At 62.7% G+C, this 26,650-nt stretch carries 23 protein-coding genes; 7 read left to right on the plus strand and 16 right to left on the minus strand.

Features of this window, described 5'->3' with window-relative positions; all coding sequences use genetic code 11:
• Positions 1-32 precede the first annotated feature (32 nt).
• The 12 genes from ACJO3T_RS09845 to ACJO3T_RS09900 all read right to left on the minus strand — a co-directional run bounded on the left by ACJO3T_RS09845 (position 33) and on the right by ACJO3T_RS09900 (position 13,270).
• Positions 33-1,769, minus strand: coding sequence for an ATP-binding SpoIIE family protein phosphatase (locus tag ACJO3T_RS09845; RefSeq protein WP_406978396.1), 1,737 nt, complete (start codon positions 1,767-1,769; stop codon positions 33-35).
• Positions 1,770-1,810: 41 nt separating this feature from the next.
• Entirely contained in the window at positions 1,811-2,116 is a 306-nt protein-coding gene (locus ACJO3T_RS09850; RefSeq protein ID WP_406964327.1) for an STAS domain-containing protein, read from the minus strand.
• Positions 2,117-2,235: 119 nt separating this feature from the next.
• Positions 2,236-2,682 carry a flagellar export protein FliJ gene (fliJ, locus tag ACJO3T_RS09855; protein WP_406964326.1) on the minus strand — a complete coding sequence of 149 codons (447 nt, stop codon included), beginning with the start codon at positions 2,680-2,682 and terminating at the stop codon, positions 2,236-2,238.
• Entirely contained in the window at positions 2,679-4,058 is a 1,380-nt protein-coding gene (fliI, locus tag ACJO3T_RS09860) for a flagellar protein export ATPase FliI (protein ID WP_406964325.1), read from the minus strand. The genes fliJ and fliI overlap by 4 nt, the downstream gene beginning before the upstream one ends.
• Positions 4,039-4,887: a flagellar assembly protein FliH gene (locus tag ACJO3T_RS09865; RefSeq protein WP_406964323.1), complete on the minus strand. Its 849-nt coding sequence runs from the start codon at positions 4,885-4,887 to the stop codon at positions 4,039-4,041. Before ACJO3T_RS09865 ends, fliI begins: the two co-directional genes overlap by 20 nt.
• Complete coding sequence (fliG, locus tag ACJO3T_RS09870) at positions 4,887-5,924, minus strand: flagellar motor switch protein FliG (RefSeq protein WP_406964321.1); 1,038 nt, start codon at positions 5,922-5,924, stop codon at positions 4,887-4,889. The genes ACJO3T_RS09865 and fliG overlap by 1 nt, the downstream gene beginning before the upstream one ends.
• Positions 5,917-7,638, minus strand: a complete 1,722-nt coding sequence (gene fliF / locus ACJO3T_RS09875) for a flagellar basal-body MS-ring/collar protein FliF (protein ID WP_406964320.1) — start codon at positions 7,636-7,638, stop codon at positions 5,917-5,919. The genes fliG and fliF overlap by 8 nt, the downstream gene beginning before the upstream one ends.
• Positions 7,639-7,673: 35 nt before the next feature.
• Positions 7,674-8,042, minus strand: coding sequence for a flagellar hook-basal body complex protein FliE (gene fliE / locus ACJO3T_RS09880; protein ID WP_406964319.1), 369 nt, complete (start codon positions 8,040-8,042; stop codon positions 7,674-7,676).
• Positions 8,043-8,349: 307 nt separating this feature from the next.
• On the minus strand, positions 8,350-9,819 hold the full coding sequence (locus ACJO3T_RS09885) for a sigma-54-dependent transcriptional regulator (RefSeq protein ID WP_406978397.1): 1,470 nt from the start codon (positions 9,817-9,819) through the stop codon (positions 8,350-8,352).
• Positions 9,820-9,843: 24 nt separating this feature from the next.
• Entirely contained in the window at positions 9,844-11,106 is a 1,263-nt protein-coding gene (locus ACJO3T_RS09890; RefSeq protein WP_406964315.1) for a sensor histidine kinase, read from the minus strand.
• Positions 11,107-11,248: 142 nt separating this feature from the next.
• A complete protein-coding gene (locus ACJO3T_RS09895; RefSeq protein ID WP_406978398.1) occupies positions 11,249-12,703 on the minus strand; it encodes a sigma-54 dependent transcriptional regulator in 1,455 nt (484 codons plus the stop codon).
• Between the two features lie 237 nt (positions 12,704-12,940).
• Positions 12,941-13,270: an SOS cell division inhibitor gene (locus ACJO3T_RS09900; protein ID WP_406964312.1), complete on the minus strand. Its 330-nt coding sequence runs from the start codon at positions 13,268-13,270 to the stop codon at positions 12,941-12,943.
• A gap of 185 nt (positions 13,271-13,455) precedes the next feature.
• Between ACJO3T_RS09900 and ACJO3T_RS09905 the strand changes: the two genes are divergently transcribed.
• Together ACJO3T_RS09905 and ACJO3T_RS09910 are read left to right on the plus strand one after the other, a co-directional pair.
• Positions 13,456-13,929 (plus strand): DUF6586 family protein, encoded by a 474-nt coding sequence (locus tag ACJO3T_RS09905; protein ID WP_406978399.1) that lies wholly within the window; start codon positions 13,456-13,458, stop codon positions 13,927-13,929.
• A gap of 29 nt (positions 13,930-13,958) precedes the next feature.
• Entirely contained in the window at positions 13,959-14,219 is a 261-nt protein-coding gene (locus ACJO3T_RS09910; RefSeq protein WP_406964309.1) for a hypothetical protein, read from the plus strand.
• Between the two features lie 72 nt (positions 14,220-14,291).
• Here the strand turns inward: ACJO3T_RS09910 and ACJO3T_RS09915 are convergent, their stop codons facing one another.
• Together ACJO3T_RS09915 and lexA are read right to left on the minus strand one after the other, a co-directional pair.
• The gene (locus tag ACJO3T_RS09915; RefSeq protein ID WP_406978400.1) at positions 14,292-14,813 is read right to left on the minus strand and encodes a cell division inhibitor SulA; all 522 of its coding nucleotides are present in this window, start codon (positions 14,811-14,813) and stop codon (positions 14,292-14,294) included.
• A 52-nt stretch (positions 14,814-14,865) separates the two neighbouring features.
• Complete coding sequence (lexA, locus tag ACJO3T_RS09920) at positions 14,866-15,474, minus strand: transcriptional repressor LexA (RefSeq protein ID WP_406978401.1); 609 nt, start codon at positions 15,472-15,474, stop codon at positions 14,866-14,868.
• 249 nt (positions 15,475-15,723) lie between these two features.
• On the opposite strand from lexA, the gene ACJO3T_RS09925 reads away from it, so the two are divergent.
• The 3 genes from ACJO3T_RS09925 to ACJO3T_RS09935 are packed head-to-tail and all read left to right on the plus strand — an operon-like array spanning position 15,724 to position 18,189.
• On the plus strand, positions 15,724-16,719 hold the full coding sequence (locus ACJO3T_RS09925; protein WP_406964305.1) for an amidoligase family protein: 996 nt from the start codon (positions 15,724-15,726) through the stop codon (positions 16,717-16,719).
• A complete protein-coding gene (locus tag ACJO3T_RS09930) occupies positions 16,712-17,455 on the plus strand; it encodes a gamma-glutamyl-gamma-aminobutyrate hydrolase family protein (protein ID WP_406978402.1) in 744 nt (247 codons plus the stop codon). Before ACJO3T_RS09925 ends, ACJO3T_RS09930 begins: the two co-directional genes overlap by 8 nt.
• A gap of 26 nt (positions 17,456-17,481) precedes the next feature.
• Positions 17,482-18,189, plus strand: coding sequence for an SIMPL domain-containing protein (locus ACJO3T_RS09935; protein WP_406964303.1), 708 nt, complete (start codon positions 17,482-17,484; stop codon positions 18,187-18,189).
• Between the two features lie 18 nt (positions 18,190-18,207).
• Here ACJO3T_RS09935 and ACJO3T_RS09940 read toward each other — a convergent pair whose 3' ends face one another.
• Both ACJO3T_RS09940 and ACJO3T_RS09945 read right to left on the minus strand, forming a co-directional pair.
• A complete protein-coding gene (locus tag ACJO3T_RS09940) occupies positions 18,208-21,954 on the minus strand; it encodes a translocation/assembly module TamB domain-containing protein (RefSeq protein ID WP_406978403.1) in 3,747 nt (1,248 codons plus the stop codon).
• Positions 21,951-23,711 (minus strand): autotransporter assembly complex protein TamA, encoded by a 1,761-nt coding sequence (locus ACJO3T_RS09945; protein ID WP_406964301.1) that lies wholly within the window; start codon positions 23,709-23,711, stop codon positions 21,951-21,953. Before ACJO3T_RS09945 ends, ACJO3T_RS09940 begins: the two co-directional genes overlap by 4 nt.
• Before the next feature lie 224 nt (positions 23,712-23,935).
• On the opposite strand from ACJO3T_RS09945, the gene ACJO3T_RS09950 reads away from it, so the two are divergent.
• Positions 23,936-24,970 carry a hypothetical protein gene (locus ACJO3T_RS09950; RefSeq protein WP_406978404.1) on the plus strand — a complete coding sequence of 345 codons (1,035 nt, stop codon included), beginning with the start codon at positions 23,936-23,938 and terminating at the stop codon, positions 24,968-24,970.
• A 19-nt stretch (positions 24,971-24,989) separates the two neighbouring features.
• The gene (locus ACJO3T_RS09955; RefSeq protein WP_406978405.1) at positions 24,990-26,468 is read left to right on the plus strand and encodes an amidase; all 1,479 of its coding nucleotides are present in this window, start codon (positions 24,990-24,992) and stop codon (positions 26,466-26,468) included.
• Positions 26,469-26,650 lie beyond the last annotated feature (182 nt).

The raw sequence follows: 26,650 nt of genomic DNA on the forward strand, positions 1-26,650 counted from the left end.
CACGGGACGCCATCACAAAGGTACCAGCATCGCTACTGATCCTGCGACCTCCCGACATCAGCCAACTCCCAATCATATACTACTTCGGCACAATTTCCTTGCGTATTGTATGTCAGATCACTGGACAACCTCTTTATCAAAGGAATGCCTCGACCAGCATACCCCGGACCGTCGCCCCCTGCCAGAGCCTGTCCCCGGTCAAAACCCTCGCCGGAGTCCTGGCAGCGGATCACCAGGCGACCACCGGACGAACCCAGCCGGTGTTCAAGCTCGAAACGTATGTAGTGCCCCTCCCCCACGTCGCCCAGACGCTTCTCCCGCTCAGCATAATATCGACTGAAGCCTTCCGGGCCATCCTTCCACGACGATGGTAGCTCCAGCACGCCATGCTCCAGGGCATTGTTGTAGAGTTCCGACAGTATGGTATAGATCGACCCGCTATGCTGGCGCAGCCCCGCTACCGACATACACACATGCAGCAGCAGCGGCAACGGACTGAACCGGGCCAGGGTTTCGCCATCCACCTGGTAACTGCAGCTCCAGGCGGCGGGGCCGGTCAGCGCCGACTGGGTGGCCGCCAGTGTCTGGCTGGCCACCGGATCATGCTCAGTGATCCGCAGGGCCAGGATGGTCAGGTCATCGGTATCCTCGCTCCGGCCACTGAACCGCCTGATGTCCTCCAGCAGGAGGTCCACCGGTGACTGCTCCCGTGACCGGTCATCCAGCACCCGGGCCAGCCCCTCATCCCCGAACCAGTCACCATCGGGGTTGGTAGTCTCCAGCACGCCGTCCGTCATCAGCAGCAGTTGGTCACCGGGGCAGACGGTATACTCGGACATGGGCGCAGCAAACCGTTCCGGCGCCAGCACCCCCAGGGGAAGGCTGGTTGAGACCAGGGATTCCCGGGAGCCATCCCCGCGCAGGATAAATCCGTCGGGTAGTCCGCCGTTCCAGACCCGGAGGTAGCGGTCGCGGAAGTCTACCTCGGCAAAGAAGGCACAACAGAACATCCCCGTGGGCAGGATGCGTACCAGCTTCTGGTTGAGTTCCCTGAGCACATCATCTCCGGCGAAACCCTTGCTGGTCATGCCGTAGAAGATCTCCGCCACCGGCAGGGCGCCGATCGCCGCCGGCAGGCCGTGGCCGGTAAAATCACCCACCAGCAGGTGCATGCCCCCGGCAGGCCTGGGACAGGCAAACAGGATGTCACCATTGAAGACGGACAACGGCGAGGCGTGATAGCGGATAGTGGACACGTCCAGGCACCCGGTATGGGCGATATTGTCAAACACCCGGCGGGCCGTCACCTGCTCTTCCAGCAACTGATCGTTGCGCTCCCGGATCAGGTCCCGCTGGCGGGTCAGGGTCTCATGCATGCGCCGCATGCGGTCAAAGGCCCCCAGCTTGGCCTGGATGATGACGGGGTTATAGGGTTTGGGCAGGAAATCGTCACCGCCGGAATCCAGACACTGGGCCAGGGAGCCGGCGTCCGACAGGGAGGTGAGGAAGATCACCGGCACCAGCCGCTCCCCCGCCAGCGCCTTGATGCGACGGGCCGCCTCGGTGCCATCCAGCCGCGGCATCATCACATCCAGCAGCACCATGTCCGGGGACCAGGATTCGTAGAGCTCCAGGGCCGCCTGACCATCCTTCGCGGCCCGCACGTCGTGGCCCTGACGGGACAGGATGGCCTCCAGAATCAGGCGATCGGTATTGCTGTCATCAGCGATCAGCAGACGCAGGGGTCGGGGGTGTGCGGAATCCGTCACGGGCGCATCCTCTCACCACGGTTGGCCGCTGTTGCAAATAGTCAGCGTATGGAAAACAGCTGCTCAAAATTGGAGATGGTCAGTATACGGCGCACGTCGCTGTTGCAGTTCTCTATCCGGATACTGGCCTTGTCGCCTCCGGCAAAGTCCCGCAGTAACAGCAGCATGCCCAGGGCTGAGCTGTCCAGGTAGCTGGTGTCGGACATGTCCACGACCCAATGCAGTACGCCCTCGGAATCCTTCTCATAGGCATCACGGAAAGCCTGGTGGGTACTGAAGTCAAAACGACCTTCGATGGCGATGATCCGCGTTTCACCATCCTCACTGCGTCGGGTGTTAACCGGCATAGGTTTCCTCCATTCAAGGCCCAGGCACATTCTGTGCCCCTTCAGGATAGACAATGGAAAGGGATTTGTATTGCAGTAGAAAGACATCGCCATCGCAACGCAGCGGAAGGAGGAAGGGCCTACTGGCGGCGCCGGGAGAACTGCCGGGCGGCGGCTTCGTCGGCCTGTTTCTGTTCCGTCAGGTCCCGGGCACGCTGTTCCTGGGCGCGGCAGGTGTCGATGTACTTTTCCATGCCCCGGCGGCGTTCCCAGGCCTGTTGCCAGTTCTGCCGGGCCTGCTCCAGGCGTTCGGCGGCCTGTGCCACACGCTTCTGCTGATCGCCAATAAGCAGGTCCAGGCGGGCGATGAAGTTCTGCCAGCCCTGGAGCCGGCTTACCGGCACGGTCCCCTGTTGCTGGGCACGCATCTGCTGGTGGTATTCCCGCTGGTAGCGGCCCAGTTCGTCCAGGCGGTCTTTCTCCACCTGCCACTGGTTGCGAACTCCGTTCATGCGATCCAGGGCTTCCTGTTCCTTGCGTTCCTCCAGCGTCAGCACCACCTGCAGGCGTTGCGAGCGAGTGGTCATTCACCACCCCCGGGCTGGCCACTATCCGCCGTCTGCGATCTGGCCGGTTTTTCCGGCAACAGCGACAGCAACTGGTCCACGGACTCGCCGAAGGGGGCGGCCTCATTCAGCCCCTGCTGCAGGAAATCCCCCATACGGTCGATATAGCGAATGGCGAAATCGGTTTCCTGGTCCGAGCCCTTCACATAGGCACCAACACTGATCAGGTCGCGGGCCTGCTGGTAGCGGGAATAGACCTGCTTGAACCGCTGCGCCCGGGCAAAATGATCCTGTTCGGTAACATGGGGCATGACCCGACTGACCGAGGCCTCCACGTCGATGGCCGGGTAATGGCCCTCCTCCGCCAGTCGTCGGGACAGTACGATATGGCCATCCAGGATGGCGCGGGCGGAATCCGCCACCGGATCCTGCTGGTCGTCACCTTCGGTCAGTACCGTGTAGAACGCGGTGATGGAACCGCCCCCGGGCTTGCCATTACCGGTGCGTTCCACCAGTTGCGGCAGCTTGGCGAACACCGACGGCGGATACCCCTTGGTGGCGGGCGGCTCGCCCACCGCCAGGGCAATTTCCCGCTGGGCCTGGGCATAGCGGGTCAGGGAATCCATCAGCAGCAGCACCCTTTTGCCCTGGTCGCGATAGTACTCGGCGATGCGGGTGGTGAGCATGGCGGCCCGCAGGCGCATCAGCGGAGAGTCGTCCGCCGGGGAGGCAACCACTACGGAACGGGACAGGCCCTCTTCCCCCAGGATATCGTCGATGAACTCCTTCACCTCCCGACCCCGCTCGCCAATCAGGCCCACCACAGTGATATCCGCATCGGTAAAGCGGGTCATCATGCCCAGCAGCATGCTCTTGCCCACACCACTGCCGGCAAAAAGGCCCAGGCGTTGGCCCTGGCCCACGGTCAGCAGGGCGTTGATGGCGCGAATGCCCACGTCCATGGAAGTCCGCACCGGCGCCCGGTTGAGGGGATTGATGATCTCCCCGGCCAGGGGCACACGGGCTTCCACCTCCAGCGGGCCCCGGTCGTCCAGGGGCTCGCCGTTGCCGTTGACGACCCGGCCCAGCAGGCCGTGCCCCACCGGCACCCGGCTCGCCGCCGACAGGGGAATAACCCGTGCCCCCGGTCGCAGACCTTCGATGGCGGTCAGGGGCATAAGGTAGACGCGGTCATCCTCGAACCCGACCACCTCCGCTTCCACGGTGCTGGTGTCGTGGCCGAGGATCATGCAGCGGTCGCCCACCACCATCGGGCAGCCGACGCACTCCAGTGTCAGACCCACCATACGGGTCAGGCGGCCGGACAATTCCGGGCGGGGTCGTTGGGGAACGTTGGAAGCCAGTCGCTGGAGGCGTTCAGTCAGGCTGCTGGTCATCGTCGGACTCTCCCGGTTCTTCCAGCACATCCCGGTGGAAATCGGACAGGTCGCCCATCACCGATTCGAGCTCGTCACTCTCGCCCTGGGAGGCGGTTCCCAGTTGCTGGTCCAGCATCGCCTGCACCGCCTTCTGGAAGCGCTTCTCAACGGTGTAGTCCACCAGGGAATGACGGGTTTCCACAGTACAGCCCCCTGGCAGGATACTGTCGTCCCCACTGATGGACACCTCCGCGTCGAGACGATCGGCGGCCTCCCGCACCCATTCCATATCGGTGGGATGGATGCGGATACGGACATTCTCCCGGGTGGACGGCAGACTGCTCACCGCGTCCATCACCACCTGGCGAATCTGGGAGGAGTCCAGGGACAGTTCACGGTGGATCACCGATCTGGCCAGTACCGTGGCCAGGTTGACCAGTGCCGATTCCAGCTCATCCCGGTGCCGTTCGATGGGGGCCAGCAGTTCGCCCATGACGGACTCCAGCCGCGCCAGTTTCTCGTCCACCTCGGCGCGGGCATCGGCGGCCGCCTGCTCACGGCCCTCCTGTTCGCCGGTCTCCCGACCTTCCTGATAGCCCCGTTCGCGCCCCTCTTCCAGCCCCTGGGACAGACCTTCCTCGTGGCCCGCCTGCCGACCCTCTTGCCGACCTTCCTCCCAGGCGGACTGGCGGATCGCCTCGATATCCGCTGCGGTCAGCGGCTTGACGTCCACTTCCTCGTCCCGGGACACCTCGTTGCCCCGTTCGTCCAGCAGGGGCAGTTCCCAGCGCTCCCAGGCGCTGAGTTCTTCGGGAGGAATGCGTGTGCGTCGGCGGGAATCGCTCATCACATCATTTCTTCGCCGGAACCACCCAGGGTGATCTCACCAGCTTCCGCCATGCGACGGGCGATGGTGATAATATCCTTCTGGGCGGATTCCACTTCGCTCACCCGGACCGGCCCCTTGGCTTCCAGGTCATCCTGCAGCAGCTCGGCCGCACGCTTGGACATGTTGCGGAAGATCTTGTCCTTGACCCCGTCGTCGGCCCCCTTGAGGGCCACCACGAGGACTTCCGAGGACACTTCCCGCAGCAGCGACTGGATACCCCGGTCGTCGATATCCGCCAGGTTGTCGAAGACGAACATCAGGTCCTCAATGGTGGAAGCGAGATCCGGATCCATATCCTTGATGGAATCCATCAGGCCACCCTCGATGGAACGGTCCATGAAGTTCATGATATCCGCCGCCCGCTTGATGCCGCCAATGCGACTGGTCTGGGCCGCGGAACCGCCGGAGAACTGCTTCTCGAGGATATCGTTGAGTTCCTGCAAGGCCTGGGGCTGGATGCTCTCCAGCGACGCCACCCGCATCATCACATCGAGCCGAACCTTGTCATCCAGGGTCGCCAGGATCTCGGCGGCCTGGTCCGGGTCCAGGTAGGAGATGACAATGGCCTGGATCTGGGGGTGTTCGTAACGGATGATGTCCCCCACCGCCCGCGGTTCCATCCATTTGAGGGTATCCAGGCCGGTGGTGTTGCCGCCGATAAGGATACGGTCGATCAGGCTGGCCGCCTTGTCGTCCCCGAGGGCCTGGGTCAGCATGGTGCGGATATAATCGTCGTTGCCCACGCCCAGGCCGGTCTGGCCGCCCACGGCGTCGACAAACTCGTTCATCACGTAGGACACCTCGTCCTTGCTGACGTCCTTCATCTGGGCCATGGCCACGCCCACCCGCTGGACTTCCTTCGGCCCCATGTGCTTGAGGATTTCCGCCGCATCCGACTCACCCAGTGACATCAGCAGGATAGCGGCCTGCTCGACCCGGGGAATCTTGCGGCGAAGCTGTTTGCTGTCAGCTTCCTGGCGGTTTTCTTCACTCATCGACGTTCACCCACTGGCGCATTACCTGAGCAACCCGGGCGGGGTCTTCGGCAATCAGCCCTTTCAATGCGTTCAGGTGTCTATCATAGCTGTCAGTGGCGCCGGGCAAAAGCAGCTCGTCCTGGCCACTCATGGCATCCGCCAGGGCCCGGTCACTGCCAACCTCGCCAAGGTCGTCGTAGGAGCCCCGGATGCCATCCTCATCCATACCGGATTCGCGGCGGCCGCCGCCGGAGATGGTCTTGAGTACCGGGCGCAACAGGCCCAGCACCAGTGCCAGGATAACGATACCGGCCAGCACCTGTTTCATCAGGTTCCAGAACCAGGGCTGTTCCCAGAAGCCCGGGGCCTCGTACTGTACCTCCTCTTCCGGCGCGAAGGCGGTGTTCATGACCGTGACGCTGTCACCCCGGGCCGCGGAGTAACCCACCGCGTCCCGCACCAGCATGTTCAGGCGCTGCAGCTCCTGCTCCTGCCAGGGCTCGTAGGTGACCTCACCGGTATCGGGGTTGACCACGCGCTTGTCGTCCACCGCCACCGCCACGGTCAGGCGCTTGACATCGCCCTGGGCCTGGCGGATATAGCTGACCGTACGATCGATCTCGTAGTTGCGGGTGCTCTCACGGCGGATGTCCACCGGTTGCGCCTGCTCCTCGCCGTCTTCCCCTTCTTCAGCCTGGCCCGCACCCGCCTGTTCCGGCACGGCGGCTTCACCCGGCGGTTGGTTGGACAGGGCACCGGGGATGCCCCCCTGAGCACCGGAGGCACGCTGCTCCGACATCTCCCGTTCACTGCGTACCGCCTGTTGCTCGGGATTGAACAGCTCCTCCGCCTGTTCCACCGACGAGAAGTCCAGGTCGGCGCTGACCTCCGCCCGGAAGCGGCTGTCACCGACAATGGGGCTGATCATGGACGCCACCCGCTTGGTCAGACGCTCCTCCACCCGCTCGGTGTACTCGTATTGCTCCTGCATGTCCTGACGTTCGGCATCCTCATCACGACCGGTCAGCAGGTTGCCGTTCTGGTCAACGACGGTCACGCTCTCACGGTTCATTTCCGGCACACTGCCAGCCACCAGGTTGACGATGGCGTTGATCTGTTCCTGCTCAACACGGCGGCCCGCGAAAACATTCAGGAATACCGAGGCGCTGGGTTCCCGGGCATCACGGACAAACACCGACCGTTCCGGGATGGCCAGGTGCACCCGGGCCGACTTGACGCTTCGCATGCTGCTGATGGTGCGGGCCAGTTCCCCTTCCAGGCCACGGCGGAAGCTGACAGTCTCCATGAACTGGGAGGTGCCCAGCCCCTGGTCCTGGTCCAACAGCTCATATCCAATGGTTTCCTTATCGGTGACGCCTTCGGCAGCGAGTTTCAGGCGGGCATTGTAGACATCGTCGGAAGCCACAAGCAGCGCACCGCTGCGCGGATCCATACGGTACTGGATGCCACTCTGGTCGAGGATGCTGGAGACGTCCTGGGGGTTGTAACTGGACAGGTCGCCCAGCACCGGCTGGTAGTTGGGTTCCTGGGCCCACAACACCACCGCCACACCCAGCGCCACGCTGGCGGCCAGGCCAACCATCAGGCCGATCTGGCGCAGCAGGTTCAGGCGGTTGAAACCGAACAGCAGAGGGCTGCTGCTTTCGTTCTCCTCATCCGTGCCGGTGGTGGCCAGATTGGTGGAAGTGGCTTCTGAGGCTGCAGTGGCCATGACGTTGCTCCGTTGATAACTCGTCTAAACCGCCGTCAGATCGGCATGTTCATGATGTCTTCGTAGGCCTGCACGACCTTGTTACGCACCTGGCTCAGGGCATCGAAGGCAACCGATGACTTCTGGGAGGCCACCATCACCCGGGTGATATCGACGTTGGGGTCACCCTGTTCGTAGGCCGTGCGCAGTTCTCCCGTTGTCGACTGAAGGTCGTTAACCTTGTCCACCGCCTGGTTTAGCATGTCGCCAAACCCCGAGGTCTCCTGCACCTTCTCCGGACCTGCCGGCTTGTCCACCTGCCCCCTGACGGCAAGGTCGTTTTCCATGCGCTGGTTCTGCTGCATCTGGGCACGCAGGTTACGCATCTCTGAGAGAACGTTGTTGATATCGGCTCGCTGGACCATGGTTGTCTCTCCGCTCCCGAAAACGGTTCCTGTACCTGCCGCCGCTGGGGGCGGCATGGCTGAAAGTCTGTCTGGGGCAGAATTTGCAAATTTCCGGCCAGGTTCTTTTTATCCTTTAATTACAGCAGATTAAGAAAACATCCATGGAAACCCATAAAGGCCATGCCGGGTTTTTGACGGGGCCTGGAGGAGAATAAGGGGCTACCAAATCATAGCCTGAGGCAAGGGCAGCGCTGTGGGCGCCAGAAAGATAAACGGCGCCCGAAGGCGCCGAAGGAAGGAGAAACACTTGCCCGGCGGGCATTGATTAACCGGCCATGGCCAGCTCGGCATCCAGATCGATACCGAAGTCCCGCATCTGGGCGAGCTTATAGCGCAGCGTCCTGGGGCTGATCCCCAACTGCTCGGCAGCCCGGTTGCGGCGGCCCCGTTCCCGCTTGAGGGTGTCGATGATAATTCGGAACTCCCGGCGACGGATTTCATCCCCCAGGGATCCACCATCGTCCTCCGGTTCCGGCGGTGTTGCGGCGACCGCCTCCGCCGGCACCACAGAGCCTGTGTTGGCAACACCGGTTCCGGCATGGACCGGTTGTGATGGCGACATGGCCGCCGAAGGCCGGGGCGAGCCCCCAAGGCCGGTAATGCCCATCTCCAGGCACAGGTCCTCCGCCTGGATCTCCGCGCCCTGGTGCAGTACCAGGGCGCGCTGGATGGCGTTATCCAGTTCCCGCACATTACCGGGCCAGGAATGCTGCTGCAGTGCCTGGCGCGCATCCGCTCCCAGACTCACGCCGGTGAGCTTCATCTTGCGGCTGTGCTGGCGCAGCAGGTGTTCCGCCAGGGGCAGGATATCCCTTGGGCGGTCCCGCAGCGGGTGCCAGTGCATTGGCAGAACGCTTAGCCGATAGTAGAGGTCCTCCCGGAACTTGCCCTCGCGAACATACTCCGCCAGGTCACGGTTGGTAGTAGCCAGGACACGGACATCCAGGCTGATGGTACGGCGTCCGCCGACCCGCTCCACTTCCCGCTCCTGCAGCACCCGCAACAGTTTCGACTGCAGGCCCAGATCCATTTCCGAAATCTCGTCCAGCAGGATGGTGCCACCGTTGGCCTGTTCGAACTTGCCCGGTGACGAGGCGTGGGCACCGGTAAAGGCCCCCTTCTCGTGACCAAACAGGATGGCCTCCAGCATGTTCTCCGGAATGGCCGCACAGTTGATGGCCACGAACGGTTGGTCATCACGGCTGGAATTCTGGTGGATAAACCGCGCCAGCACCTCCTTGCCGGTGCCGCTCTCCCCGGAGATCATTACCGTGGAATCGCTGGCGGCCACCTTCTTCGCCAACTGGAACAGGCGCTTGCTGATAGGGTCTTCCGCTACCGGCTCATCGCTCCGCCGGTTACGCCGGGCACCGGCGCCGATCACTTTCTCCACCGCGTCCACCAGCACCTGGGGTTCGAACGGCTTTACCAGGTAATCAATGGCACCGGTCTGCATGGCGTTAACGGCATCGCTGATCTGACCGTAGGCGGTGATCAGCATCATCGGCAGGCCGGGATAGTGTCGCAGCACTTCCGCCAGCAGGTCATGGCCGGACATGCCCGGCATGTTCACGTCGCTGACCACCATGTCCACTGGTCCGCGGGCCAGCTCTTCCAGGGCCTTTTCACCGGTAGCGGCTTCCCGCACCCGGAAACGGGCCAGTTCAAGGGTGGTGACCAGCGCTTCACGCAGGTCGTGGTCGTCTTCAACGATAAGAATCTGGGGTCGGGCCATGACGTCCTCCGACTGTCCTTCCTGTCAGGAATGTGTGTTCTGGTTATGGGGCACGGTGGTGGTACGGGCCGCCGGAAGCCGGATCGACGCACAGGCGCCTCCCCGGGGCATGGCGGCCAGGCTGAACTGCCCGTTGTGGGCCTTGACCACCGCCTGTACCACTGCCAGCCCCAGGCCAGTGCCGTGGGACTTGGTGGTATAGAAGGCCTCCATCAGTTCGTTGGCCTTGTCCCCGGGAAAGCCCGGACCGTCGTCCACCACGGCAATCTCCAGTTCGTCCCGGGTGCCCACCAGGGTCAGTGCCACCTGCTTCGCGCCAGCTTCAAGGCTGTTGTTCACCAGGTTCATGCAGGCCCCCACCAGGGCTTCACGATTGCACATCAGGGGAACCTCCGGACCGTCGGCGCTAACCATGACCTGTTGATCATCGGCCAGTTTCAGTCCATCTACCCCGGCCTGCAGGCCTTCCGCCACCTGGCCGGAGGACAACGCCTCCGCGAGACGGGTCTCGCCCCGGGCAAAGGTCAGCATATCCCGCACCTGGGACTCCAGGTGGGTGAGTCGGGACATCAGGCGGTCGGCACAACGCTGGCGCAATTCCTCGTCCAGATCCGGCTGGGACAGGTGCCCACCGTAGAGGATCGCCGCCGACAGCGGAGTGCGGATCTGGTGGGCCAGGGAGGCCACCATACGGCCCATGGCTGACAGTCGCTGGGCATGGGCAAGCTGGGCCTGCAGCTGGCGGGTCTCGGTCAGGTCAGTAAGCAGGATCAACTGGCCCGGCTCATTCTCCATGGTCCGGATCTCAATGCTGACGCGACGACCGTCCTTGAGGGAAACCTCATGACCATCGTCACGCCGGGGAGCAAAGCAGCGCTGGATAACGCTCACCCAGCGTTCGCCTTCCAGCGGCTCCCCCAACAGGGCCACCGCCGCTGGATTGCACTGGGCCACGGCGCCCTGGCTGTCCAGCACAATCACACCGGCGGGCAACGCGGAAAGCAGGGTCGACAGGCGATCCGCCAGCCGCTCCTTCTCTTCCAGTTCGTGCTGGCGCTGGCGGGTTTCTGCGGTCAGTTCACCGGAAAGCTGGTTCACCCGGGACTCCAGAGTACGGTAGGAGTCGGTAATCTGCCGTGACATCTGGTTGAACAGGTCCAGTGCCGTATCGACGGCGGCGTCCTCATCCTGTGATGGAAACAGCGCGGTTACCTTGTCATTGGCTTCGGCCGCCGGGCCGGGCTCCCCGGAACGGGAGGCAGGTATTGCCGTCTGGAACTGTCTCATGCTTCCCCCTGACCATAATGTAATGATTCAGGGTCGGGATAGCAGGAGCCGTGCCAGGTAGGATTTCTTCTTTATTTACAAGGGGTAGGAAGAACAGAAAAAAAGCGTAGCCGGATAAGGGGAAGAAGCTGACAAAATTCCGTCAGCCCTCTTCCTCCTCCCGGAGACCGTATTTTCGAACCTTTTCCACCAGGGTAGTCCGGCGGATACGCAGCTTCTCCGCGGCACGGGCAACAACCCCGTTGGTCTCGTCCAGGGCCTGCTGGATCAGCTGCTTTTCCAGGTTCGACAGGTAGTCCTTCAGGTCAATGCCGTTGACCGGCAGTAATGCCGGGGCATCCAGGCCCACCAGGCCCGGCACACCCGATGGCATGGTGTTATCCTCCATGGCCAGCGTCTCGTCATAGTCATCCACGTAACGAAACTTCTTCGGCAGTTCCTGCACACCGATCACGCCAAAGGGATGCATGATGGCAAGTCGCTCCACCAGGTTGGCCAGTTCCCGCACATTGCCGGGCCAGTCATGGCGACACAGGCTCAGGATGGCGGCGGAGTTGAGCCGCAGGGAGCCCCGCTTTTCCTTTTCCATGCGTGCGATCAGTTCATTGATCAGTAGCGGAATATCCTCCGCCCGTTCCCGCAACGCTGGCATCTCGATGGGAAAGACATTGAGCCGGTAGTAGAGGTCCTCCCGGAAATCCCCCTTCTCAATCATGTCCTCAAGGTTCTTGTGGGTAGCGGCGACGATCCGCACGTCCGCACTCTGGGTACGGTTGCTGCCTACCTTCTCGAAAGTGCGCTCCTGCAGGACGCGGAGGATCTTCACCTGCATGTTCAGGGGCATGTCACCGATTTCATCCAGGAACAGGGTTCCCCCTTCCGCCAGCTCGAAACGGCCGACCCGGGCGGTGATGGCGCCGGTGAACGCCCCTTTCTCGTGACCAAACAGCTCGCTTTCCAGCAGTTCCGCCGGTATCGCGCCGCAATTGACCGGGACAAAGGGCTTGTCGCGACGGGGGGAATGGTAGTGCAGGTTACGGGCCACCACCTCCTTGCCGGTACCGGATTCGCCGGTGATCAGCACACTGACATCCTTGTCCGCGACCTGGGCCATCAGTTCCCGCACGCCCTTGACGCTCCGGGAGGTCCCCACCAGGCTGCGGAACAACATGATGCCCCGTTGCTGCCCGGGACCGCGCCCACGGCTGCGCAGGTACTGATCACGGAAGATCTGGGCCCGGTAGAGGGAATCCACGAACTTAGTGTAGTTCGGCGGCCACTCGAGGCGTGCAATGACCCGTTCCCGGCAATCGTCATCCAGGGCTTCGAGGTCCGGATTACCCACCACCAGTATCGGCAGGCCGGGTTCCGCACTGCACACCATACTGATGTCGTCAACGACATCCACTGGCCCCTCGCTGGCGACAATTGCCACCCCGAGGTCGGCCCGGGCCTGCTCATCGTCGGTAGTCAGTATCTCGCGGGAAGGCCCGTCATCCAGGACGGTTTCCTCTCCCACGAATTCAAGAATGGTCTTCAGATCTCTAGCTCGTGACGCGTCCTTGCTCAATACCAGCACAGTATCGGTCATCGACATGCAGATGAAATCTCTTGGTCAGCGCAGCGTTGTGGTTCCGTGCGGATATACCTGTCGGGGACGGCAGTTTCCGCACGCTCTCCTTCCGGCGCCCAGGGAGCCTCCGGAGTCCTGATTATTTGTGCGGTATTTAAGACGTTAAAAGAGAGAGAGTCAATTTTATGACGCAGAGGAATGGTACGGATCTGTCAGCGTTATCATTCCGACGGGGCACCCGGCCTCTCCAATAGCCCCAGATCACCGGTTACGACTCGACACCCTGGCATAGGCGTTGGCCGCCTTGCGGTTCTGGCCCGCCTGCTCCAGCGCGTCCCGGGCTTCGTCCCGGGCCTCCCGGGCGGCCGCGTCGGCTTCCCGGACAAAGCCATCCAGTTCGGAGAGCCGTTTCTGAACTGCTTCCAGCGGCAGCTGTTGCTGCTCCAGGGCCTTCATCACCGGGTCAACAAGGTTGCGGACATCGCGGTTCAGATCCGCCAGCCGGTCCCAGTCGCTGGCCTCCAACGCCTGCCTGAGGCCGGCAATATGCTGATCAAGGCGCGCCAGCGCCTGATTGGCTTGGTCGGACATGACATTCTCCCCTTGCTGGTTCTGGAATCCCGTTATATCCGCGAGTATACAAGCCAGAGTCCGCAAAAGTCCTGACCTTTCGACAGTACATAACACCGGATAACCCGGTATTGCCTGAAGAAATCCCCTTCACATTCTGGTAAACTTGGACGTTTATTCAGCATCTGCACGAGGGTTGGTACGCCATGTCATCACAGTGGCAGTCCCTGGTATCCCAGAAAATCTACCTGGCCACCCAGTTGGCCCGGTCCGCCCGGAGTCAGGTTTCCACCACAGAGCGGGAAGCCTGTATCCAGGGCGCGATCGAACTGTCCCTACGTGCACGGCAGTTGCTGCTTGCCCTGGTAGCCCGCTATCACCAGGACAAGCATGCCATGCCGGCCTCCCTGGCAGAACTGTCCACCCTGATCGCGGATACGCCGGACGCCGAGATTCTGGGTGAACTGTCCCGCACCCCCGATAGCTGGTGGCACCATCTGGATCAACTGGAATTGTCCCAGAGCCAGCCGCAAAAACAGCAGAAGAACGTATCGGAGGACAACGTCATCGCGGTATCCGCGGCCCCCGGCCCGGATCGTTCCGCAGATGGGTTGCTGGACACCCTGGCGGCGATGAAAACATTTGTTAACGACCTGGGTGAGCGGCACGCCGAGTGGTAACCGCCATCCAAGCCTGAAGTAAGGATTCTATGTCACCTTCATTCTTTGAAATCGTACAACTGAGTAACGGCGACTACGCCCTCAAGCGCGTGGATGACGACTCAGCACCCCTGGTCAGGATATCCTTCTCCCAGGAGGCCCGTGAGTTGATGGAAAACCGGGATATGACTGTGGCCCGAGCCATGATCGATGCCGGCATCCAGGCGGTGGGGCAGATCAACGACGCCGTCGAGTGGGAGGATGCCGATCCGGAAGATTTCGAGCCTCACGCTCACCACACCCTTCACTGAATGGCAGGCGCCCGGGCACTGTCGGGCTAACCCCTGACACCCCGAGCCAAGCTGCTTCCCGCAACGCAACGGCTACCGGGTCCGGAGGATGACTCCATGGCTCTGCCCCTGCGCTGACGCTCGCTCCAGGGCGCCGAAATCACGGCTGGACAATCGGCTGGTCCACATCACCACGGCATGGCAGGTGCCGGCGCCCAGAGCCCGCTCCGCCAGCTCAAAGGCTGAATAGTCACGGGTGGACCTCAGAACCAGCAACTCACTGGCGACAATGCCATGCATGGTCTGCCACTTGCTGACCAGCTCCTGAGGCGGATCGATCCAGGCCAGCCACCGGCGCTCCTGGTTCAGTTGCGTCAACATCGGCAGCAGCAACTGGAAATTCTCCACCTGCCCCGGTGGCAGGATGACCTCCGTCACATTCGCCCGGGACGCACCGGTTTCCGGCACCTCGCTGGCCCCTCCGGCCCGGACCGGATCGGAGGGCACCGGTGATGCCCCGGCATGCAACCGCCGGGGCCGCGCCGCCGCCTGCGGCGCTACTGCGCCGGTAACAGGTATAGCAGCCGTATTCATGCTCAAACCCAACTGTTCCATGAGATCCTCCCGGATTCGTTGCAGCCCCTGCCCGGGACCACTTGATAAACTTCTAGTGCAGGTCGGAACGGCGGATGACGCCGACCCCGAGCCCTTCAATCACCAACTCCTGCTCACGCAGGTCCACCACTATCGGTTCGAATTCATCGTTTTCGGCGATGAGCAGCACCTGGGCACCTTCGCGGCGGAAACGCTTGACCGTCACCTCTTCCCCCACCCGGGCGACCACCACCTGGCCGTTGTGGACATCCTGGGTGCGATGTACCGCCAGCAGGTCGCCGTCCAGGATGCCGATATCCTTCATGCTCATGCCCCTGACCCGCAGCAGGTAGTCCGCTGACGGATGGAAGAACTCCGGCTGCAGGGTGCAGTAGTCCTCGATGTTCTCCTGGGCAAGGATCGGATTACCCGCCGCCACCTGGCCGACCACCGGCAGGCCGGGGTTTTCCTCCTCCTCGGGCAGGCGGATACCACGGCTGGTGCCGGGCACCATCTCGATCGCGCCCTTGCGGGCCAGCGCCCGCAAATGTTCCTCGGCGGCGTTGGCGGAACGGAAACCCAGTTCCAGGGCAATTTCCGCCCGGGTCGGCGGATAGCCGGTCTCATCCACGTAGCGGCGAATGATGTCCAGTACCTGGCTCTGTCTTGCAGTCAGTTTCATGGCGTTTTCTCTCCTGTGGCAGTTCCCTGCCCCGGCCTTCCTCCGGCACAATGGCTGGACTGCTGTCCGCCGATGCTGGGGTTATATACAGTAACTCAGACTTTATACAGTATTTTATCCAGTGTAAACCCCTGTATGCTCGAAGTCGGCATGTCCGTCACGGCGAGACGTCTTTCAACGCAACAGTCCATCCCGGCCACCGGGATGGACAGGCACACCACAGTCAACCCGAACCGGGGAGCAACGCCCATGGCCAGTCGCTGCAGGATGCCCGACGTGATGACCACGCGGGACGGAAAGCCAAGAAGTGTGGGAGTGGAGATCGAAATCTCGGGCCTGGGCTACGAGAAACTGGTAGCCCTGGCCGCGGAAATTCTGGACGGAACCGCCAGCAACAGTGGCCGGTATGTAAGCAAGGTGGACACCCCCCTGGGGGAGTTCACCGTTGAACTGGATTCCGACCCCATCAAGGAGCTGGACCTGCGGGATGAGCGGGTGCCGGAATCCCTGCGGGAGCTCGGCGGCCATGCCATGGAAATGATCGACTACGCGGCTGAGCGCCTGGTACCCCTGGAAATTGTCTCGCCGCCGGTGCCCTTTGACCAGCTCGATACCATTGAGAGGCTGTCGGACCGGTTGCGGGAAGCCGGCGCTGTCGGCAGCCGGGAGGCCATACTCTACGCCTTCGGTCTCCAGCTCAACCCCGAGCTGCCGAACCTGGATGCGGATACCCTGCGCCGCTACCTGCAGACATTCGCCGCCCTCTACGACTGGCTCAAGGGCCGCCACCAACTGGATTTCAGCCGCAAGCTCACCAACTATATCGAACCCTGGGCCGGCAGTTATGTGGACCGCCTGATTGCGGAGGACTACGCCCCGGACCTCGAGGGCCTGATGCGTGACTACCTGGAAGACAACCCCACCCGCAACCGGGCCCTGGACCTGCTGCCGCTGTTCGCCCACCTGGACGCGGACCTGCTTGCGGAGTACGTGGATGACCCCCGGATCAAGTCCAGGCCAACGCTGCATTACCGGCTGCCGGACTGTGATATCGACAACCCCGCCTGGCATTTCTCCACGGTCTGGAACGACTGGGTGGTGCTGGAGCAGATCGTGTCACACCCCAAACAGCAGAAGGAACTGAACGACCTGTTCCGTGAGGGCCGGACCCTGTCCTTCAGAAACCTGACCAGTACCTGGCGCAGCCGGTGCCAGCAATGGCTGGAGAACCGAGGTTATGTCTGACCCTCATACCGACGACGACTGGGAGGTTCCGGGGCTGACCATCGGTATCAGCGGCCCCGCCCGCCGGCGTACCTCGGATCGGCTGATCAGCCTGGGGCTGCGGCTGTACGGGGCCCATACCCATTTCATCCGTCCGGGACGCCCCATCGACGTGTCCCTGCTGGATGGCATCGTGCTGTCCGGCGGGACGCATATCCACCCTGACCTGTATGGCCAGCAGCCCCAGGTGGAGGCCCGTTACGACCGCAAGCGGGACCGCACCGACCAGATGCTGCTGCGGGAAGCGGAGCGGCTGCACCTGCCGGTGCTGGGGATCTGCCGTGGCGCACAATTGATCAACGTATACCGGGGCGGCTCCCTGTGCCAGGACGTGACCCCGCTCAGGGTTCATACCCGCCATCGACCACTGCTGCTACCCTTACAAAGGATCCGCGTTGTGGAACCAACCCGGCTTGGCGGGATCATAAGGACGCGAAGTATCGGCGCCAACCGCATCCACAGCCAGGCCATCCAGTGGCTTGGCCGTGGGCTCAGGGTCAGTGCCCTGGACGACGACCTGTTTGTACAGGCATTCGAGAACACCCACGGGCAATGGCTGATGGGGGTGCAATGGCACCCGGAATACCTGCTCTACCATGGCCCCCATCGGCGCATTTTTGCGGATTTCGTGCATACCGCCGAACAACTCAAACTTGCCCGCCTGGTCCGGGAGGATTTGCCCGAACCAACGGACTGATTGTCGACATCATTAAGGAGAAACCGATGACCCGTAGTATCGCCCGCCTGATTGGCACCCCAGCCCTGGCCGCCCTGTTTGTCCTGCCGATAGCACCGGCCCTGGCCGCTCCCGCCGAGGTCAGCCTGACCGGCGAGGGAAAGGTAAGGTACGTACCCGACAGCGCCCGTCTGAGTTTCACCGTCACGGCGGAGCACGAAGATTCCGACAAGGCCATCAGCGAGGTTCGGGCCGTGATGGAACGCTGGCGTGAGAGCATTACCGATATCCGCGACCAGCTGGTGGACTACAGCGACGCCTCGGCCCACCTCTACCAGCGGCAGCATCACCCCCGGAATGGCAAATCGGAGGAACCGAAGATCATCGCCGTCGCCAGTCAGACCGTGAGCTTTGAAATCCATGACCTGACCCTGCTGAACCCGGTACTCACCAGGGCACAGGACCTGGGCATGAACTACAACCTGGGCCAGCACCAGTTCTTCCACTCCGCCGAGGAGCAACTCCAGCAGGATGCCCTGGCCAAGGCGATCAGCAACGCCCGGGACCGCTGCCAGTTTGCGGCGGAACAGCTCGGCATGGACTGCGGAGAGGTCAAGTCCCTGAACCTGCAATCGTCAGGCGGTGGTCCCATCATGATGCGCATGCAGGAGGCCTCGGCAACGGCGGATACGGTCAGCGAAGTCGGGCCCCGGGATATCAGTGCCACGGTCCAGGCCACCTTCACCATGGAATGAGCCGGAATAATATCTGGCTCAGAAGTCCCGGTTGTAGAAGATGTCCAGTGAGGCCGCCAGTCCGCTGGCGGCCTCGATGTAGAAATAGCGCCCGAGGTCATAGCGTAAGGCCACGGTAGTCACCGGCTCGAACAGGCCCACCCCGTAGCGGATACTGAGGTCCTCGGTCAGGTAGCCACTGGCTACCACCGCCGAATCCTCGCCTGACCCTTCTGCCTCCAGGGTCAGGTCCTGGATGCCGAACGCCTCACCGAGACCCCGGGTAATCCCGCTGGCACGGTTCAGGCCCAGAGCCAGCGCCATGCGGCTGACCTGGTTCTGGTCCCCCTGGCTCTGCAGGGGGCGCCCCAGGATCAGGTACGACAGGGCCTCGTTCTGGGACATGGCCGGTTCCGAGAACACCTCGGTCTCCGGCTCCCTGGCCGGACCGGACAGGCGGATGCCGGCCACCACGTCGTCCACCTCGCGAATGGCCTCGATATCCAGGTAGGGTTCGCTCACCGGCCCCAGGAATACCAGGCGCGCCCGCCGTATCTCCAGCTCCTGGCCGAAGGCCTCGTATTGCCCGCCCACCAGTTGCAGGGAGCCCCGGGTGTCCATGTTGTTACCGATGTTCAGTTCCCCTTCCAGGTCCCCGGTAACACCGAAGCCCTCGAAGCTGACCTTTTCCTCGCCCACGACCACGGTCACGTTCATATCCAGCGACAGACCGCCTTCGGATTCCTTCTCATCACCCAGGATCACCTCATCATCGGATACTGCAACCGCCTGCTCTGGCAACTTCCGGACTTCGATGCGCCCCTTGGGGATGGCAATCCTGCCGGCAACACTCAGTCCGCCGTCGGCCATACGGATCTCCAGATCCGGGGAGACCTCCAGGTCCGCATAGGGCTCGTAGTGCAGGGGCAGCCTCTCGCCTTTCAGGGTCATGGTGAACCGGAGCTCGCGGGACCAGTCCACATTACCGCCAATCTCGCCACGCCCGGTGCCATTGCTCTGCCAGCTACCATCCAGGTCCGCCTGGCTACCGTTGAAGTTGGCCTGGAGATTAAGGTCTTCCACCGGGATGGGCACCTTCTCGTCGATCACCCGGCCACCGGTGAGGGAAACCTGCCCGTATACCTGGGGGGCCATCAGCGGACCTTCCAGGCGACCGGAGCCGGCGATCTGACCGCCGATGTCCTTCAGGTCAACAAAGGTTCCCAGCATCTCCAGGTCAACCCCATCAATGTCATAGGAGCCGGTGGACGGCAGTTCCTCTGCGGTGGGATCCACCGACAGGTCCACCGACAGCCTGCCCACATCCTCGCCATCGAACCGCAGTGTCACCCTGGCCACCTGGGGCTCCATATCCAGAGTCACATCCAGGGTCTGGTAGGCCAGGGTCTCCTGGTCCCCCCCCAGGGTCACCACGACTTCGCCGGGGCCCGCCCCCAACTGGACGGTTCCACGGGGGCCATCCTCCTCCAGTTCGACATCCAGGGAACCGTTGATCATGGCGTTCCAGCTCACCGTTTCCGGCAGCAGTGGCGCCAGGGTGGCCGTGGGGAAATCATTGATCTCCAGTGCCAGTGCGGTATCCGGAAACAGCGTTTGCTCGCCGGCACAGAGGGTGCTGTCCTGCCAGCGCCAGCAGTGGGCACCCAGGGTCAGTGTCTGGTCGATAAAGTCGATGGGGGCCGGCTCCTCCAGCCGCCAGGTCTGATCAGGCCCGCTCAGCTCCACTTCGCCGCTGGCCAGTTGCCCCCGCCACTGGCCGCCGCCCGCAGACTGCCAGGCGCCGGACAGGGCGGCTTCCACCACCGCCGCCGGATGCCGTACCGACAGCGTCAGGCGGTGGTCGTCCAGGGTACCCTGAAGGTCGGCCTCGGCCTGCTCCACGGTCTGTCCGCCCGCCTGCAGGGAGGACACCGCCAAATCAGCATCCAGTGACTGTGACTCATCAAGCCGGGCCTGCAGGTCCAGGCTCCCGATACTGACCTGATCCTGCCAGGCCAGACGGCTGGCGGAGAGATCCAGATTGCCTTGGGGCAACCGGATTGGCCCGGACAGGGAGACGGTTCCGTTCAGGGTGCCTGCCAGGCCAGGCACAATCAGGCCTGGCTCCGGCAGCTCCACGGCGCCCTCAACCGACAACTCCCCCGACGGCTCCATCGGGTCCTGTAGCTGCCCCGAGGCGGTGACACGGTTCTCGCCGATGCTCGCCAGCACCTCAGGAATCCGCCACTGCCCGGCAGCGGCTTCCACCTGCCCGTGGCTGGCCAGAGGTGCCTCCTGCCACTGCCCGTCCAGGTCCCAGTTGGCGGTGAAATCCGGCCGGCCTTCCTCATCAAGCTGTCCCCGGGAGGCGACGGAACCACTGATGCTTGCGGTGGCCTGGGGCACCCAGAACCCGGGGTTGAAACCCTGCAGGGTCAGGTCCGCCTGCCAGTTCAGACGGTCGGCGAAACCCACCTCGACCTCACCCTCCAGGCGCCCGGCACCGGTGGTCATGACCAGTTCGGTCAACTTCACCGACTGGAGATCACCATCAACCCGGGTGTCCAGGGTGGAATCGCCCATGGGCCCCGCGGCGGCCAGGTTCAGGGTGGCCTGGTACTGCTCGTTGGCATACTCTGCACTGACCTCCAGGGACTGGATGGTGACCGGTGGCGGCTGCACCCCGGGCAACAGCGAATACCAGGGGAAGGCCCCCATCGCCACCCGGGCCTCCGCCGTCAGTTGGTCCTGCCATGACACCTGCCCATCCACCGACAGTTCGGCCTGGCCCTCCCCGGTCACCGAGGGGCCGCTCAGGGTCAGCTGCAACCGATCCGCCTCCGACTGAGTCACCCGACCGGAGATATCGAGACCGATATCTCCCTGCTGGCCTGGCAGGTTGGCCCGGGTATTGAGACGATAGCCGTTCTCCAGGTTCCCCCGGGCGGTCAGGGTCCAGTCCTTGAGCACGAGGGTTTCCGGCAGGGTCTCCAGTGCATGGAAACGATCCGACCGGAACTCCAGGGAGGCCGGCAGCGATGGGTCAAGGGGGGACAGCTCGCCCTTCACGCGACCATCCAGGTAGCCGGACGAGACCAGGCTGGTGCGCAGGTCCCGTACACTGCCCCGGAGTTCGCCGGTTACTCGCCACTGGTCCCCGGAGGGTGGTGGCAGTTGCAGGTCCAGGTTCACCGCCAGGGGCCAGTCACCACGGGTTTCAATGCGGCCATCCAGCGCCACTGTGATGTCTTCCCGCACCAGGGTGAGTTCCCGGACGTGAAAGTCGGAACCACCGCCCCCCGCACCCAGGCTCAGGCGATCCCAGACCAGGGTATCGTTCAGGTGGAAGGGGCCCAGTTCAACAGAACCAATATCGAGGTTCACCGGCAGGGCGATGTCCGGCAATTCGATAAGACCGCCGTCCGCCTCCTCCGCCCCCGTATCGGACAGGGTGACGTCGAGGGCGTCCGCCTCCAATTGCTCCAGGCAGACCCGCTGGCGTAACAGGCAGGCCGGTCGCCAGCGGATCAGCGGAGATTCGGCCTCCACCCGCACGCCGTAGCCCTGCCAGGTGAGTTGGCCAGCCTGCCACTCCCCCAGGATGGAACCACGGGCGTCCGTGGTCTCCAGCCCGGGAACCTGTTCGAGCACCCAGGCGGTGCCGGCATCGGAGCTCAATGCCACCAGGATTGCTCCGATCAGCAGTGCCACCAGCAGCAGGATGACCAACAGGGTGATCAGCAGCCATTTCAGCCCGGTTTTCAGCACCGATGTCACCCTGCTCATAGCTCCGGCCCCATGGAAAAGTGGAATCGCCAGCCACCGCCGAATTCTTCATCCAGCCCCCTGGCGATGTCGAACCGCAGGGGACCCACCGGACTGATCCAGCGCACGCCCACACCGACACCGGTGGCCAACGGATCGGCCAGATTATCGATAGCGTTACCCTTGTCCACGAAAGTGGCGATCCGCCACCTGTCGGCCACTTCGTACTGGTACTCCACACTGCCCACCAGCTTGTAGCGCCCACCAACGCCAGCGCCGTCCGAATCCTCCGGTGTCAGGGTCTCGTAGCCGTACCCCCGGACACTCTGGTCGCCACCGGTAAAGAAACGCAGGGACGGCGGTATCGCGGAGTAATCATTGGTGGCAACGGCGCCAACGTCAATCCGGCCAAGGAAACGATGGTTATCAGCCAGGGTAATCAACCCCTTGGCCTGGGTGGTGACCTGTAGCACGTCGACCGTAGAGAACAAGTCCCGCAGCCCCCCGGTAACATCAACCCCCAACCGGTACCCCCGGGAGGGGTCGATGGGTGAGTCGGATTCCAGTCTGGACAGGGAAATGCCCGGCAGCAACAGACGGGTGGTGCCGGATTCGGAATTGCCGATGTTGAACCGCTCCCGCTCCCAACGCAGGGACAGCACCCGCGTCCAGTCGTTTTCCATCTCGTGCTTCCACTGGGTGCCGATGCTGAAACGGTCGGATTCCACATCCTCGATATCCTCACGCTGGTACCCAACGCCGAACCGCAGGGAATCCGTCATCGGCGGATCCAGGGGGATCTCATACCACCCGGTGAGGTTCTGTCGTGGCGCCGACAGTTCCATATCCGCACCACGCCGGTGGCCCAGGGCATTGATCCAATGTTCTTCCCAGTTGCCCCGGAAACGGGGGCCTACGTCCGTGGAGTAGCCCACACCGGCACCAAGGGAGCGGGGTTTCCGCTCACTCACCCTGGCGGATACCGGAATCACGCGGTCAACCGCCTCGTTGGGCGGCGCCGTCACCAGGGACTGGGAGAAATAACCACTGTTGGACAGGCTGGAGCTGAGGTCAGCCACCTTGTCGGCATGGTACAGGGTGCCGGGTTCAAACTGGACAAACCGCCGCAGGAACGAGGGTTCGAATACGTGGTCCTCGTTGAAGGTGACCTCCCCCAGGCGATAGCGCTCACCACTGGCAAACCGCAGCCGGATCTCCGCCTCCCGGGTTTGCGGGTTCACTGCCAGCCTGCGCTCCTCGAACTGGCCATCGAAATACCCCAGACGGGAAGCACGGCTGCTGATGGCCTGGCGAAGTGATTCGTACTGACCGTGATTCAGCACATCCCCCACCGCAGGCTGCTGGGGAAAGGGGGCACTGAACTCGGGATCATCGCTGGCGGGACCAGTGATCGTCACCTCCCGGGAGATCACCCGCACCGGTTCACCGGGGGTGACGGTCATCACCAGCATCGGCGGGTCGCCGTCCTGGAGCTCCCGGGAAATGGCGGGGGCATAATAGCCGAGGGCACGCAGTGCCTGCTGGATGCGCTCCTCCACGGTGTCCCCATAACGACGCAGGGAAGACCGGTCATGGCCCTCCACCTCGCCGACGAACGCCCGGGCGTTCTGCAGCAGATCCGGGTAATCGCCCTCCATACGAATATCCACCTGGCTGGCGGAACCAACCACCGGCATCAGCGCCAGGGCTACCCGAAAAAGTAACTTGAGGAGGCCTTTACCGGTCCGGTATCTTCCTGATAATTGTCTGATTAGCAAATTCCACTCCGGTCGCCGACGGCCTGTGGTGTTGAATGGGGTCCGGTATGGGGACAACTTCGGCTGTATTACAGGTTCGTCGTGAACGTCCAAATACGCTAGTCTGTTGCGGAGCTTCTGACAACAGGATACAAAGGCCCCGGCCCAGTGATGTAGAAGCTTTCTGAATACACCTGCACACTGCAGTCAAACGACCAGGCCGTTACGGGAGTTACCACCTGCGGATGTTCACCATCAATCGGGAGAATCTCAAGAAAAGCCACCAGACCATCTGGTTTGTCATCGACTTCCTGATGCTCGGACTGCTTGTTCTCAACCTGGCGGTGATCATCTTTGATTCCATCTACCACTTTGAAGCCATTCAGGATTTCTTCCGGGAATCCCTGCCAGCATTCTACAACGTCTATCAGCCGGTTCACCGCAATTTCATCTTCTATGACCTTATTTTCGTCAGCATTTTCCTGACAGAGTTTTTCGTACGCTGGCTCTATGCGGTATGGCGCGGGATCTACCAGCGATGGTACTTCTATCCATTCATCCACTGGTATGACCTCCTCGGCTGCATACCCACCAGTGGCATGAGGTTCCTGAGGGTGCTTCGTATCATCAGTATTGTCTATCGTTTGCACCGCTACGGCATTATTGATTTTACCCGTACCCGCCTGTTCCAGTTTCTTGCCTTTTATTACGAGGCGTTCATGGAAGAGCTGTCCGATCGCATCGTGCTCAAGGTACTGAGCGGAGTTCAGGACGAAGTGCGCCGGGGCTCTCCGCTAATGGAGAAGGTTCAGAGCGACATCATCTATCCACGCAAGGACGTGCTGATCGGATGGATTTCCGACCGGGTGGCGGACCTGGCCTCCCAGGGTTATATCCCCAATCGCGACGCTCTGCGCCAGTATCTGGAGAGCTGTATCAACGAGGCCATTCGCCAGAACCCGGAGATGGCCCGCCTGAAGCTGCTGCCGATTTTTGGCAACCAGGTGCGGGGCACCCTGGAAGAAGTGGTCGGTGACATTACCGCCCATGTCCTCAACCAGGTGATGGAAGACCTCTCCAGTAGCCGCAACCATGACTTTATCAACGACCTGGTGGACGCCCTGCTGCCGGATCCATCCCAACTGACGACACAACAAGGTACCGTGGATACAGAATTGGGCCAGCGCCAGGGGAATGAGGTATTGATCAACCTGACGCTGGAGATCATTGACGCTATAAAGGAGCAGGTACACCACAAGCGCTGGCGCGAGCAGTTATAGGATCGGCTGAGGGACGCTCATGGATCACCCATTGCACTACTGTACTGCCCAGGAGCTGGTACGGATGATGGACGCTGGCAAGCTGACCAGCGAAGACCTGACCCGGGCGCTGCTGGACCGCATCAAGACCCATAACCCATCCCTGAACGCCGTGGTCGCCCTGAACGAGGAGCAGGCCCTGGCCGAAGCCCGGGAAGCCGACCGCCTGCGCCAGTCCGGCAGCCCGGGCGGTGCCCTGCTGGGCGTGCCGCTGACCCTCAAGGATAGCTGGCAGGTACCGGGCATGACCTGCACCTCCGGCGCCCCCGTGCTGGCCGGCCACTACCCGGATCACCCGGCGGATATCGTACAGCGGCTGCTGGACGCAGGCGCCATCGTAATCGGCAAGACCAACGTGCCGTTCTTCACCTCCGACATCCAGACCTACAACGAGGTATACGGCACCACCAACAACCCCTGGAACCGGGAACGCACGCCAGGGGGATCCTCCGGCGGCGCCGCAGCGGCCCTGGCGGCGGGTATGACACCCCTGGAGGTAGGCAGTGACCTGGCCGGCTCCATCCGCACTCCAACCCACTTCTGCGGGGTATTCGGCCACAAGCCCAGCCGGACGCTGGTATCCTTCCGGGGCCATGTCCCCGGTCCTCCCGGCACGGTAAGCCAGCCCGACCTGGCGGAAGGTGGCCCCATGGCCCGGTCGGCCCGGGACCTGGAAACCCTGCTGACAGTGATTGCCGGCCCACGCCCCCACCAGGCCCGGAGCTGGCAACTGGCCATGGAGCCGGCCACCCTGGAATCCCTGGAGCAGGCCCGGGTCGGCCTCTGGTTCGAAGACCCGGTATGCCCGGTGGATCATGAACTGAGCAATGGCTACCGGCGACTGTCGGACAACCTGGCGGAACGGGGCGCCCTCGTCACCCCGCTGCACCATCCCCTGCTCTCCCTCAAGCGGATCATGCCAGTCTACTTCAACCTGCTGGGCAGCCTGCTGAGCGTCGATATGACCAGCCAGCAGAAACGCCGGCTGAAGCTGTTTGCCCTGGCCGAGAAACCCCTGCGTAAGATGGGCCCCATGACCCACGGCATGGCGGAGTTCGCCCGGGGCACCAGCCAGGGCCATGGCCGCTGGATGCAGTGGAACGAAACCCGGGAGAAGATGCGGGAACAGGTGGAAGAGGTCTTCCGGGATGTGGACGTGATCCTCGCACCGGTCAACCCGGTCACTGCCATCCCCCATGACCAGCGCGACCCCCAGTATCGCCGCCAGATCCGGGTCAACGGCGAAACCCGGCCCTACCACGACCAGTTCTGCTGGATTGCCCTGGCCACCCTGCTGGGCCTGCCAGCCACCTCGGTGCCCATCGGCGTCACCCGTGAAGGCCTGCCTTACAACCTGCAGATCATCGGCGCCCCGGGGCGGGACCTGACCACCCTGGCCTTTGCACGACTGCTGGAGGATGGAGAGCTGGCGGGGTTTCGGGTGCCGCCGGGGTACTGACCGACAATGTAATACCACCGTCCCGGGCCTGCTGAGCCAAGGTTTGGCAAATGGCGTACAGTCAAGGAAACGGCGTCAACGGAGACTGAATCATGAGCCACCTCAGACAACATCTGGTTATTGCAGTTCTAGTCTCCGGGTTGATGGATGCTGAGTTGATAGAAGCAATAGAATCCGTCCTT

Source organism: Marinobacter shunpengi (assembly GCF_045449715.1).
Lineage (GTDB): Bacteria > Pseudomonadota > Gammaproteobacteria > Pseudomonadales > Oleiphilaceae > Marinobacter.